This is a genomic window from Nocardia bhagyanarayanae (assembly GCF_006716565.1).
Taxonomy (GTDB): domain Bacteria; phylum Actinomycetota; class Actinomycetes; order Mycobacteriales; family Mycobacteriaceae; genus Nocardia; species Nocardia bhagyanarayanae.
The window spans coordinates 1325226-1336851 of sequence record NZ_VFPG01000002.1 but is presented as its reverse complement, the minus strand read 5'-3'; the positions used below and the strand labels follow the sequence as shown (position 1 = coordinate 1336851).

General features: G+C 69.7%; 11 protein-coding genes. 10 read left to right on the top strand and 1 reads right to left on the bottom strand.

Annotation, left to right across the window (positions count from 1 at the left end):
• Window positions 1-172: 172 nt before the first annotated feature.
• From FB390_RS32800 to FB390_RS32770, 7 genes are all read left to right on the top strand, one after another.
• Window positions 173-931, top strand: a complete 759-nt coding sequence (locus FB390_RS32800; RefSeq protein ID WP_141813022.1) for an ABC transporter ATP-binding protein — start codon at window positions 173-175, stop codon at window positions 929-931.
• A complete protein-coding gene (locus tag FB390_RS32795; RefSeq protein WP_141813021.1) occupies window positions 928-1653 on the top strand; it encodes an ABC transporter ATP-binding protein in 726 nt (241 codons plus the stop codon). Before FB390_RS32800 ends, FB390_RS32795 begins: the two co-directional genes overlap by 4 nt.
• 2 nt (window positions 1654-1655) lie before the next feature.
• On the top strand, window positions 1656-2537 hold the full coding sequence (locus tag FB390_RS32790; protein ID WP_141813246.1) for a branched-chain amino acid ABC transporter permease: 882 nt from the start codon (window positions 1656-1658) through the stop codon (window positions 2535-2537).
• On the top strand, window positions 2534-3598 hold the full coding sequence (locus FB390_RS32785) for a branched-chain amino acid ABC transporter permease (protein ID WP_246124536.1): 1065 nt from the start codon (window positions 2534-2536) through the stop codon (window positions 3596-3598). Before FB390_RS32790 ends, FB390_RS32785 begins: the two co-directional genes overlap by 4 nt.
• Window positions 3588-4838, top strand: a complete 1251-nt coding sequence (locus FB390_RS32780; protein WP_141813020.1) for an ABC transporter substrate-binding protein — start codon at window positions 3588-3590, stop codon at window positions 4836-4838. The genes FB390_RS32785 and FB390_RS32780 overlap by 11 nt, the downstream gene beginning before the upstream one ends.
• A 78-nt stretch (window positions 4839-4916) precedes the next feature.
• On the top strand, window positions 4917-5675 hold the full coding sequence (locus FB390_RS32775) for a DUF8020 domain-containing protein (protein WP_141813019.1): 759 nt from the start codon (window positions 4917-4919) through the stop codon (window positions 5673-5675).
• Window positions 5676-5772: 97 nt separating this feature from the next.
• Window positions 5773-6930, top strand: coding sequence for an acyl-CoA dehydrogenase family protein (locus tag FB390_RS32770; protein ID WP_141813018.1), 1158 nt, complete (start codon window positions 5773-5775; stop codon window positions 6928-6930).
• 1 nt (window position 6931) lies between these two features.
• Here FB390_RS32770 and FB390_RS32765 read toward each other — a convergent pair whose 3' ends face one another.
• Window positions 6932-7831, bottom strand: coding sequence for a LysR substrate-binding domain-containing protein (locus tag FB390_RS32765; RefSeq protein ID WP_141813017.1), 900 nt, complete (start codon window positions 7829-7831; stop codon window positions 6932-6934).
• A gap of 316 nt (window positions 7832-8147) precedes the next feature.
• Between FB390_RS32765 and FB390_RS32760 the strand changes: the two genes are divergently transcribed.
• From FB390_RS32760 to FB390_RS32750, 3 genes are read left to right on the top strand one after another with little or no spacing between them, the layout of a single operon-like run.
• Complete coding sequence (locus FB390_RS32760) at window positions 8148-8933, top strand: enoyl-CoA hydratase-related protein (protein WP_141813016.1); 786 nt, start codon at window positions 8148-8150, stop codon at window positions 8931-8933.
• On the top strand, window positions 8933-10474 hold the full coding sequence (locus FB390_RS32755) for a 3-hydroxyacyl-CoA dehydrogenase (protein WP_141813015.1): 1542 nt from the start codon (window positions 8933-8935) through the stop codon (window positions 10472-10474). Before FB390_RS32760 ends, FB390_RS32755 begins: the two co-directional genes overlap by 1 nt.
• Complete coding sequence (locus FB390_RS32750) at window positions 10458-11612, top strand: acyl-CoA dehydrogenase family protein (RefSeq protein WP_141813014.1); 1155 nt, start codon at window positions 10458-10460, stop codon at window positions 11610-11612. Before FB390_RS32755 ends, FB390_RS32750 begins: the two co-directional genes overlap by 17 nt.
• The last annotated feature ends 14 nt before the right edge of the window (window positions 11613-11626 follow it).

The following is an 11626-nucleotide window of genomic DNA, read 5'->3' as shown; positions in this document are numbered from 1 at the left end:
CACCCGCCCCTGTCCACGCCGGACAAAGCGCGCCGCCGAGATTGGGCCTCCGCGTCCGATGTGCGCCCTGACCAGCGTCTTTACGCTGACCACGATCCACAGGCCAGTTCGCGATGACTGCGCCGACCCGCACGGAATTTCACCCACGTCTCGGACGCGGGCCGGAGGACGAATGCTCGACATATCCCACCTGACCGTTCGCTTCGGCGGCATCACCGCCCTGCACGACGTCGGCTTCGGCGTCGCGCCGGGCGAGATGGTCGGCCTGATCGGTCCGAACGGGGCGGGCAAGACCACCCTGTTCAACTGCCTCACCCGGCGCTACCAGCCGACCGAGGGCACGATGCGCTACCAGGGCCAAGACCTGCTGACGGTCCGTCCCGACGCGCTGGCCGGACTCGGCATCGCCCGCACCTTCCAGAACCTGGGGTTGTTCCCCCGCATGTCCGTGCGGGACAACGTGCTCGTCGGCGCGCACCACCGCGCTTCCGCCGGTTTCGTCTCCGCGAGCCTGCGCCTGCCACGAGTGCGCGGGGAGGAGCGGCGGCTGCGCGCCGAGGTCGACGCGCTGTTGGAGCGGCTCGACCTCGCCGATGTCGCCGACCATCCCGCCGCGGGCCTGCCGTTCGGCACGCTCAAGCGGATCGAGCTGGCCCGCGCGCTGGCCGTCGGGCCGCGCCTGCTGCTGCTGGACGAGCCGGTCAACGGACTCAGCCACGGTGAGGTCGACGTGTTCGCCGAGCGCCTGCGCGCCCTGCGCGCCGAGTTCGACCTGACGGTGATCGTCGTCGAACACCACATGGGATTCGTGATGGGCACCTGCGATCGGGTGGTGTGCCTGGAGTTCGGCCGCGTCATCGCCGAGGGCGAACCCGAAGCGGTGCAACGTGATCCGGCGGTCATCCGGGCCTACCTGGGGACGGCGGCATGACCGACGAACCCTTCCTCACGGTCACCGACCTGCGCGCGGGCTACGGCGCGGCCAAGGTGCTGCACGGGTTGAGTTTCTCGGTGGCGCGCGGCGAGGTGTGGGCGGTCCTCGGACCCAACGGCGCGGGCAAGACGACCTTGTTGCGCGCACTGTGCGGCATGATCCGGGTGCGCGGCACGGTCCGCCTCGGCGATGCCGAGATCACCGGCCGCGCACCGGAAGCCATCGCGCGCCTCGGCGTCGCGCACGTTCCCGAGGGCCGCGGCACCTTCCTGCCGCTGACCGTCGAGGAGAACCTGCGCCTCGGCGCCTATCAGCACCGCGACCGGGCCCGCACCGAGGCCGACCTGCGCCGGGTCTTCGACTTCTTCCCCATCCTGCGCGACAAGCTGCGCGAGACGGCGGGCGGACTCTCCGGCGGCCAGCAGCAGATGCTGGCCATCGGCAGGGCGCTCATGTCCCGGCCTCGGCTGTTGCTGCTGGACGAGCCGTCGCTCGGCCTCTCGCCCCTGGTCACCCAGGAGCTCTTTCAAATCGTGCACACCATCAACGAAGAGGAGCGCACCACCGTGATCGTCGTCGAGCAGAACGCGCATCTCGCGCTCGGGACCGCCCACCGGGCCCACGTCCTGGAGACCGGCCGGATCGTCTTGTCCGGCACCGCGGCCGAGATCAAGGCCGACGAGCAGGTCGCCGAGTCCTATCTCGGATACCGGGTGTGACCATGGCCGGATTTCTGCAACAGATCATCGAAGGCCTCACGGCCGGAGCGATTTACGCCGGCTTGGCGCTGGCGCTCGTGCTCATCTACCGATTCACCGGCATCGTCAATTTCGCCCAGGGCGAGCTGGCCATGTTCTCGGCCTTCTTGGCCTGGCAGTGCGTGCAGAGCGGCCTGCCGTTCTGGGCCGCGCTGCTCGCCACCCTCGCGGTGTCCTTCGTCGGCGGCATGCTGATCGAACGGGTGATCATCCGGCCCGTCGAGGGCGCACCGGAACTGACGCTGGTGATCGTCACCGTCGGCCTGTTCTTCTTCGTCAACGCCGCCGCGGGCTGGATCTGGTCCTACCAGGTGAAGTCGTTTCCGAATCCGTTCCCCGAGGGCGCTTTCCGTGCGGGCGGCGTGACCGCCGGGTACGGCAGTCTCGGCGTGCTCGGCGTGGTGGCCGCGGTCATGGGCCTGCTGTACCTGCTGTTCCGCTACACCAAGATCGGCCTGGCGATGCGGGCCGTCGCCTGCAACCCGCAGTCGGCGCGCCTGGTCGGCATCCGGGTCGGCACCGTGCTCGCGCTCGGCTGGGGTCTGGCCGCACTGGTCGGCGCGGTCTCCGGCGTGCTGTCGGCGCCGCTGCTGTTCCTCGAGCCGAACATGATGGGCGGCGTCCTGATCTACGCCTTCGCGGCGGCGACGCTCGGCGGCTTCGACAGCCCGGGCGGCGCGGTGGCGGGCGGGCTGATCGTCGGGATCGCCGAAACCCTCACCGGCGCTTATCTGGACGTCATCGGCACCGAACTCAAGATCGGCGTGCCACTGGTGATCATTCTCGGCGTCCTGCTGCTGCGGCCGCAGGGTCTGTTCGGTCGCGCGGTGGTGGAACGGGTATGAGCGACATGGGAACTCGAAACACCGCCGTCGCGGCGGATACGTCCACCCCGACCGAAACCGTCGCTCCGCGCTCCGAAACGCGGCGGCCGCGGATGCCCAACTGGTCGTGGCTCGGGATCGGCGCGCTGCTGCTGATCGCCTGTCTCGCACCGTTTCAGCTGGTGCCGTTCCGCACCTTCCAGCTGGCGCTGGCGATGATCTACGCGGTCGCGCTGCTGGGCCTGAACCTGCTGGTCGGCCACACGGGTCAGATCTCGCTGGGGCACGGCGCGTTCTTCGCGGTCGGCGCCTACACCAGCGCGGTGTTGATGGACCGTTGGGACACACCGTATTTCGCGACCCTCCCGGTCGCCGCGGCGGTGGCCTTCGCACTCGGGTTCGCCCTGGGCATTCCGGCTCTGCGGCTGCGCGGACTGTATCTGGCGCTGGTCACCCTGGCCATCGCGATCTTCCTGGTGCCGCTGCTCAAGCGGTTCGAGTCGGTCACCGGCGGATCCATGGGACTGACGCTGACCAAGCCCGCGCCGCCGGTGTGGACCGGGTTGGCCGAGGACCAGTGGCTGTATTTCCTGGCGCTCCTCGTCGCCGTCGCGAGCTTCGTCCTGGTCGCCGGGCTGCTGCGCTCGCGGGTCGGCCGGGCGCTGCACGCGATCCGCGACAACGAGATCGCGGCCGAGGTGATGGGCGTGCGCCTGGCCTTCTACAAGACCCTCGCCTTCGCCTGCGGCGCCATGCTCGCCGGTGCGGCGGGCTGCGTCTACACCTGGGTCATCGGCTTCGTCTCGCCGGACTCCTTCGCCGTCGGACTGTCGATCACGCTACTGGCCGGATTGGTCGTCGGCGGGCTCGGCGGTCACTGGGGACCGCTGCTCGGCGGGCTGTTCGTGATGTACGTCCCGAGCTTCGCCCAGGACGTCAACCAGGCGGCGCCAGGAGTGATCTTCGGACTGCTGATCATCGCGGTCATGTACCTCGCGCCCAACGGATTGGCCGGACTCCTCGGCCGCACGGCGCGCTGGCTCGAACGTCTCGTTCGGAAAGGGAACAACAATGCGCACTAAGGCAATCCGCGCCGCCGGCGTCGCGGCCGCCGTCCTGCTCGCGGTCTCCGGCTGCGGCGGCCGCGGCGACACGGGCAGCACCGTGGGGCAGGGCGAATGCCGTGGCCAGCAGACCACCGGCATCACCGACGACAGCATCAAGCTGGGCGGGGTCTACCCGCTGTCGGGCCCCGCCTCCGCCTACGGCGAACTGCCCAAGGGCGTTCGCGCCTACTTCGACTACCTCAACGCCGAACACGGCGGAATCGGTGGCCGCACCGTCGAGTACCTGGTCCGCGACGACGGCTACCAGCCGCCCAAGACCGTCGAGGAGACCCGCCGCCTGGTGGAGCAGGATCAGGTGTTCGCCGTCTTCCAGACGCTGGGCACCCCCACCTCCTCCGCGGTGTGGGACTACCTCAACCAGCGCAAGGTGCCCCAGGTGTTCGTCGCGGGCGGTGCGACGAAATGGGGTGCGGACGACGGGCATCCGTGGACCATCGGCTGGCAGCCCAGCTACCGCGCCGAGGGCCGCGCCTTCGCGCAGTACGTGCGCCAGCACAAGGCCGACGCCACCGTGGCCGTGCTCTACCAGAACGACGATTTCGGCAAGGATCTGCTGGCCAGCTTCACCGAGGCCGTCGCGGGCAGCGGCGTCCGGGTGGTCGCCGAGCAGAGCTACGAGGTCACCGACCCGACCGTGGAACCGCAGGTGCGCAACCTGGCGAACACGAAAGCCGATGTGCTGCTGAATTTCTCCACGCCGAAGTTCGCTTCCCAGGCGCTGGCCGCCGAGCGGCGCAACACCGACTGGAACCCCCTGCACATCCTGACCCAGGTGGCCAACACCATCAGCACGCTGAAGCCGGTCGGCCTGGAGAACGCCCAGGGCGTGGTGTCGGCGGCGTTCACCAAGGACCCGTCCGACCCGCAGTGGTCGGCCGACCCCGCCATGCGCCTGTACCAGGAGAAGCTGGCGAAGTACGCGCCCGGCGCGGACCCGACCAACCAGTACACCGTGGTCGGCTGGGCGGCCGCGCAGAGCTTCCACAAGACCATGGAAGCAGCGAAATGCCCCACCCGCGAAGGACTTCGCGACGCCATGCGCTCGCTGAACGATGTCGGCATCGACCTGCTGCTCCCCGGCATCACGCTGAAGACCGGCGAGGGCGACGCGTTCCCGATGGAGTCTCTGCGCATCCAGCGGTTCGAGGGTGACCACTGGGTGCTGACCGGCGACGTCATCGACACCGGCAAATAGCCACTCCCCCATCACGTGCCGCGGCGCACTCCGGCGTCGTCGGCAAGCACGAAGAAAACCGATCGATGAGGATCAACAATGAAACTGCGAAACAGTGTCGTGACCGCGGCCATGGCGGCCGTCGCCGTCGGTGTCTGCGGCTCGGGCGTCACCAACGCCCAGCCCGCCGAGGAGCAGGGCGCGGTGCGCTACGAGGTCACCCGCCAAGGTGATTCCGCCGTGGTAGCCATCGGCGACGGCAAGCTGCGCGTCGTCGCCGACCAGCTGGTGGTCACCGACGTACACGACACCCCGGTGGCCGCCGTGCCGCTCACCTACCGGATGGACGCGATGGCCTACCCGATCGCGGCGAAGATCGAGGGAGACCGCGCGATCCTGACGCCGTCCCGCGAGGGCGGAACGCCGGTGACGGCCGTCTCGGCGAGCGAGGTCATCAGTCAGGAGCAGGCTGCCAAGCAGGTCGCCGAATCCTTCACCCCGCGTGACCAATCCGCGCTCGGCGTGTTCGCCCAGCGGATGACGATCAGTGCCGCGGTGAGCGCCGTCGTCGGCGCGGTCCTCGGCGGCGGCGTCGGCTGCCTGCTCGGCGGGGCGGCGGGCGCGACGGTCGCCAGCCCGGTGATCGCGCTGCTGCTGCCCTGGGTCGGCGCGACCATCGCCGGATGCGTGCTCGGCGCGGCGACCCTCGGCGCGGTGGGCGCCATGGTCGGCCTCATCACGGTGGGCGGTCCGATCGCGCTGTTCTCGGCGTTCCAGTACTTCTCCACCATCCTGACCCCCTGCCCGCCGGAGCTGCCCTACTGCAAGGACCCCTCGGTCCCGGCTCCGCCGAAGTAACACCGCAAGAACAGATCCCGCAGGCCTGTCCGGCGCACCGCCGGGCAGGCCTGCGCGGCGGTGCCGAGGCGCCGCCCCGACCAGGAAGGAAATCAGCGTGCGCAGAACAGTTTTCGAGGCCGACCACGAGGCGTTCCGGGAGACCGTCCGCGCTTTCATCGAATCGGAGGTCGTCCCGGAGTACGACAAGTGGTACGCCGACGGCATCGTGCCTCGCGACTTCTATCGCAAGCTCGGCGAACTCGGCGTATTCGGCATCGAGGTTCCCACCGAGTACGGCGGCGCCGGGATCGATTCGTTCTCCTTCCAGGCCGTGCTGACCGAGGAGATCGCGCGCGCCGCGGTGTCCTTCGGCGGCTCCAGTGTCCATGTGTCGCTGTGCCTTCCGTACCTCAAGGCGCTGGCCACCGAAGAACAGAAGCAGCGCTGGCTACCCGGTTTCGTCAGCGGCGACATCATGTTCGCCATCGCCATGACCGAGCCCGGCACCGGCTCGGACCTCGCGGGCATCCGCACCACCGCGACCTTGTCCGAGGACGGCACGCACTACGTCCTCAACGGCGCCAAGACCTTCATCACCGGCGGCGTGCACGCCGACCGGGTCATCGTCTGCGCGCGCACCGCGCCCTCGCTGGCGGAGGACCGCCGCTACGGTCTTTCCCTGCTCGTGGTGGACACCAGTTCCCCCGGCTACTCGGTCGGCCGCAAACTGGACAAGCTGGGCCTGAGGGTCTCCGACACCGCCGAACTCACCTTCACCGACGTCGAGGTTCCGGTCGAGGATCTGCTCGGAGAGGAGCACTGCGGCTTCTCCTACCTGGGCCAGAACTTGCCGCAGGAGCGGCTCAGCATCGCCGTCGGCGCCTACGCCCAGGCCAAGGCCGCCGTGCGCTTCGCACACCAATACACCAGGGACCGGGTGGTTTTCGCCAAGCCGGTGGCCAGCTTCCAGAACACGAAGTTCGAGCTGGCGGCCTGCCGCGCCGAGGTGGACGCCGCCGAAGCCGTGGTGGATCGAGCCCTCGCCGCGCACGACCGCGGCGAGCTGACCGCGGCCGACGCCGCCTCGGCCAAGCTGTTCTGCACCGAGACCGCCTCCCGCGTGATCGACCGCTGCCTGCAGCTGCACGGCGGCTACGGCTACATCACCGAGTACCCGATCGCCCGCCTCTACGCCGACAACCGCGTCAACCGGATCTACGGCGGCACCAGCGAGGTGATGCGCATGATCATCGCGAAGGACATGGGCCTCTAGCTCAGCGCTCGGGTGGGGTCGGCAGCACCTCTTCGGCCACCGCGAGCACGGCGGCCAGCGCGCGCGAGGTGTTGTCCGCCCGCCAGGCCAGCGCCGACGCGAGCGGCGGAATCTCGCCGCGCAACTCCTTGTAGACCATGCCGGTCCGGCGTATGTGTTGCACCGAGGAGACCGTCAGCGTCACGCCGACGCCGGCCGCGACCAGGTCGAGGATGGTGTAGGAGTCCGGCGCTTCCTGGACGATGCGCGGGGTGAACCCGGCGTCGAGCGCCGTGCGGACCAGATGGTCGCGCACGCTCGAGCCCTGCGTGCCGGGGAAGGTGACGAAGGCGTCGTCCGCGAGGTCCGCGACATCGATGTCGGGGGCGTCGGCGAGCGGGTGCTCGGCGGGCAGGGCCGCGACCAGCCGCTCGTACTGGATGACCCGCACCGCGACGCCCTCGCGCCGCACCGGCAACCGGACGAAGCCGAGATCCAGCTCGCGCGCGGCGACCATGTTGAGCGCGGCGCCCGCGTAGGTCTGTCCGCGCAGGCGCACCTCGATACCGGGGTGCGCGGCGCGCACCGCCCTGGTCAGCGTCGGCAGCGCCTCGTGGCTGCTGGCGCCCGCGAAGCCGATCGAGACCCGGCCGACCTCGCCGCGCCCGGACGCGACCGCCGCGCGCCGGGCCACCTCGATGTCGTCGAGGACCTTGCGCGCGTGCGGCAGCAACACCTCGCCCGCCGCGGTCAGCCGCACCGAGCGGGTGTTGCGCTCGAACAGCGCGACACCGAGCTCCTTCTCCAGCGCGCGGATCTGCTGGCTCAGCGGCGGTTGGGCCATGTGCAGGCGCTCGGCGGCGCGGCCGAAGTGCAACTCCTCGGCGACCGCGACGAACCCGGCGAGATGACGGAACTCCACGACACCCCCATTCAGTCAGAATTGATATTACTGCATTGCGAATTGAGTATTGGACTATATCGGTCGGGCAAGGCAGCGTGAGGATCGATCCGAACGAAGGAGCCCGATGCCCCGGCCCGAACAGCTGATGATGCGCGAGGCCATACCCGCGTTCGTCGAGGACGGCCGCTCCGGGTGGCCGTCACCGAAACCCCGACCGCGGCGGAGCTCGACCTGCTCCGCACCACCATCGATCCGACCAGGGTGTATCTCCGATGAACCGACGAAGTGAGCGAATTACGCGCCAGCGCGTTTCGGGGCCGAGCGAGGCGCGGGCATGAGCGAACCTTCCGTACTCCGTAACGATCTGTCCGGCGAGCACGCGGGTATCCGCGTCCTGCGCATTTCCCGGCCGCAGGCTCGCAACGCGCTGAACTCGTTCACGAAAACGTCTCTTGCCGAGGAACTTTCGGCCGCCGATTCGGATTCGGCCGTGCGCGCTGTCGTCCTCACCGGCGACGCGGGCGTATTCGTCGCGGGCACGGACTTGAAGGAGATGAGCACGTATCGGCCGACCGATCTGTTCGCGGGCGACACCGGCAAGGTCTTCTCCGTGCTCGACGAACTCGGCACACCCGTGATCGCCGCGGTCGAAGGCTATGCGTTCGGCGGCGGATGCGAACTCGCCATGGCCTGCGATCTCGTGGTCGCCGGTGCCTCGGCGCGGTTCGGGCAGCCGGAGATTCGCGTCGGGCTCATTCCCGGCGCGGGCGGATTGAGTCGCCTCGTGCAGCGCGCCGGACGGGCCCGCGCGCTGCGCATGGTGCTGACCGGCGAACCGATCGACGCCGCCACCGCGCAGCAGATCGGCATCGTCGCCGACATCGTGCCCGACGGCACCGCGCTGGACGCGGCCGTCGAGATCGCGGCGACCATCCTGCGCCGGCCGCCGTTGAACGTCCGCGCGATCCGCAGCATCGCGCGGCACGCCGAGAACGCCCCACTGAACACCGCGATCGCTCTGGAGCGCACCACCTTTCAGATGTTGTTCGACACCGCCGACCACGCCGAGGGCATCGCCGCCTTCCTCGGCAAGCGCACCCCGACCTACGAAGGACACTGATGGAACCGATCGAACGTATCCGTGTCGTCGGCGCGGGGGCGATGGGGCGCGGCATAGCGCAGATCGCCGCGACCGCCGGGTACCTCGTCGAGCTGACCGACGCCGACGACGACGCCGTGCCCGCCGCGCTCGAGTTCGTCGCGACGATGATCCAGCGGTCCGTCGACAAGGGCAAGCGCGACGCCGACGAGGCCGCGGCGATCCTGGCGCGGCTCACGGCGGGCTCGGCCCCGACCGCCCCCTCCTCCGACATCGATCTCGTGATCGAGGCCGTTGTCGAGAAGCTTCCGGTCAAGCAGGCGATCTTCGCCGAGCTGGAGACGGCGACGCCGAACGCCGTGCTCGCTTCCAACACCAGTTCGCTGTCGATCACCGCGATCGCGTCGGCGCTGCGCGACCCGGCCCGGCTGATCGGTCTGCACTTCTTCAATCCGGTGCCGCTGATGTCGCTGGTGGAGATCGTGCCGGGACTGCGCACCGCGCCCGAACTGGTCGATACCGCAACGGCTTTCGTCGCCCGGAGCGGGCACACCCCGATCCTCGCGCGGGACACCCCCGGATTCCTCGTCAACCACATCGGGCGCGCCCTGCCCAGCGAGGCGCTGGCCATCCTGTCCGAACAGATCGCCTCCCCCGCCGATATCGACCGCATCGTCCGCGAGACGCTCGGGTTGCGGATGGGCCCGTTCGAGTTGATGGACCTGACCGGATTGGACGTCAGCCACCCGGTCATGGAGACCGTCTCCGCGGGCTTCTACGGTGACCCGCGGCTACGCCCTTCCCCCATCGCGGCCGCCCGCGTCGCCGCCGGTCTGCTCGGCCGCAAGACGGGGGAAGGGTTCTATCGCTACCGGGACGGCGCACCGCTGCTACCCGCCGAACCGGATATCACGCCGGATGCCGAGGCCACCCCGGTCCACGTTCACAACCACCCCGATTTCGCGGCCGCGCTGCGCCGAGCGGGTGCGACGGTACTCGAATCGCCCAGCGCCGAAGCGATTTCGCTCGTCCTTCCGATCGGCGAACCGACCTACCGGCTCGCCGCGCGCTACGGCCTCGACCCCGCCCGCACCCTCGGCATCGACCCGTTGGGGCTCGACCGCGGCCGCCTCACCGTCGTCGTGCCCGCCGCCGCCGACCCGCTCGCCACGGCCCCCGCGTTGCGTGTCCTGGCCGCCGCCGGTTACACGCCGACGCCGACCGCGGACGGGACCGCTCCTGTCGCGCAACGGATTCTGGGCGCGATCGTGAACCTGTCCTGCGCGCTCGCCGAACACGGCATCGGCACACCGGAGGACATCGACCGCGGCGCGCGCCTCGGCCTCGGCTATCCGCTGGGCCCGCTGGAACTCGGCGAATCCGTCGGCGCCGAGCGGATCACCGCGATACTCGACGGCTTGTACGCCTACACCCGCGATCCCCGCTACCGGGTGAGCTCCTGGTTGCGCACCCGCGCCGAGCAGCGAATCCCGCTGCACGCCAAGGGCACCCGCCCCGAAGACCTGCTCACGAACCGAGGAACCGATGTTCGTTCTCGATGACACCCACCGCGAGATCCGCTCGCTGGCCGCCGATTTCGTCGACACCGAGATCGTCCCGCACGCGCGCGACTGGGACCGCGCCGAAAGCGTCGACTTGGCCATCGTCGAACGACTCGGCGAACTCGGCTTCCTCGGGCTGGGCATCGCCGAGGAATTCGGCGGCACCGAGGTCGACATGCTCTCCTACGTCCTGGTCTGCGAGGAACTCGGGCGCGGCGACTCCGCCGTGCGCGGCATCGTCTCGGTGTCGCTCGGGCTCGTCACCAAGTCGATCGCGGCGCACGGCACCGACGAGCAGAAGCGCAGGTGGCTGCCGGAGCTGACCTCCGGGCGCGCGCTCGGCTGCTTCGCCCTCACCGAACCCGACAGCGGCTCCGACGCGGCCTCCCTGCGCACCAAGGCGGTGCGCGACGGGGACGACTGGGTGCTTTCCGGCGAGAAGATGTTCATCACCAACGGCACCTGGGCCAAGGTCGCGTTGGTGTTCGCGCGGACCTCGGCCGACGGCGGCAAAGGCATCACCGCCTTCCTGGTGCCCACGGCCACACCGGGTTTCACGGCGACGACCATCCACGGCAAGCTCGGACTGCGCGGACAGGCGACCGCCGCGCTGTCGCTCCAGGACGTCCGGGTGCCGGATTCGGCGCGGTTGGGCGCGGTGGGCAAGGGTCTCGGCATCGCTCTCGGAGCGTTGGCCAAGGGGCGCATCTCCGTGGCCGCGGGTAGCGTCGGCGTCGGGCAAGCGGCCTTGGACGCCGCGGTGCGCTACTCGACCGAGCGCACCCAGTTCGGCAAGCCCATCGCCACCAAGCAGCTCGTCCAGGAACTGCTCGCCGACTCCGCGCTCGACGTCGAATCCGCCCGCCTCCTCACCTGGAAGGCCGCCGCCCTCGTCGACGCCGGAGCCTCGCGCGACGAGGTGCAGCTCGCCTCGTCCATGGCCAAACTCGCGGCAAGCGAGACCGCCGTGCGGGTGAGCAACAACTGCCTCCAGGTGTTCGGCGGCTACGGCTTCATCGACGAATACCCCATGGGCAAATACCTGCGCGACGCGCGAGTGCTCACCCTCTACGAGGGCACCAGCCAACTGCAGAAACTCATCATCGGCCGCGCCCTCACCGGCATCGACGCGATGTGATCGCCCCTCCCGAA

Excerpts from the sequence above, each read along its gene's own strand:
- FB390_RS32800 (WP_141813022.1), top strand. The coding sequence starts at position 173 with ATGCTCGACATATCCCACCTGACCGTTCGCTTCGGCGGCATCACCGCC.
- FB390_RS32795 (WP_141813021.1), top strand. The coding sequence starts at position 928 with ATGACCGACGAACCCTTCCTCACGGTCACCGACCTGCGCGCGGGCTAC.
- FB390_RS32790 (WP_141813246.1), top strand. The coding sequence starts at position 1,656 with ATGGCCGGATTTCTGCAACAGATCATCGAAGGCCTCACGGCCGGAGCG.
- FB390_RS32785 (WP_246124536.1), top strand. The coding sequence starts at position 2,534 with ATGAGCGACATGGGAACTCGAAACACCGCCGTCGCGGCGGATACGTCC.
- FB390_RS32780 (WP_141813020.1), top strand. The coding sequence starts at position 3,588 with ATGCGCACTAAGGCAATCCGCGCCGCCGGCGTCGCGGCCGCCGTCCTG.
- FB390_RS32775 (WP_141813019.1), top strand. The coding sequence starts at position 4,917 with ATGAAACTGCGAAACAGTGTCGTGACCGCGGCCATGGCGGCCGTCGCC.
- FB390_RS32760 (WP_141813016.1), top strand. The coding sequence starts at position 8,148 with ATGAGCGAACCTTCCGTACTCCGTAACGATCTGTCCGGCGAGCACGCG.
- FB390_RS32755 (WP_141813015.1), top strand. The coding sequence starts at position 8,933 with ATGGAACCGATCGAACGTATCCGTGTCGTCGGCGCGGGGGCGATGGGG.
- FB390_RS32750 (WP_141813014.1), top strand. The coding sequence starts at position 10,458 with ATGTTCGTTCTCGATGACACCCACCGCGAGATCCGCTCGCTGGCCGCC.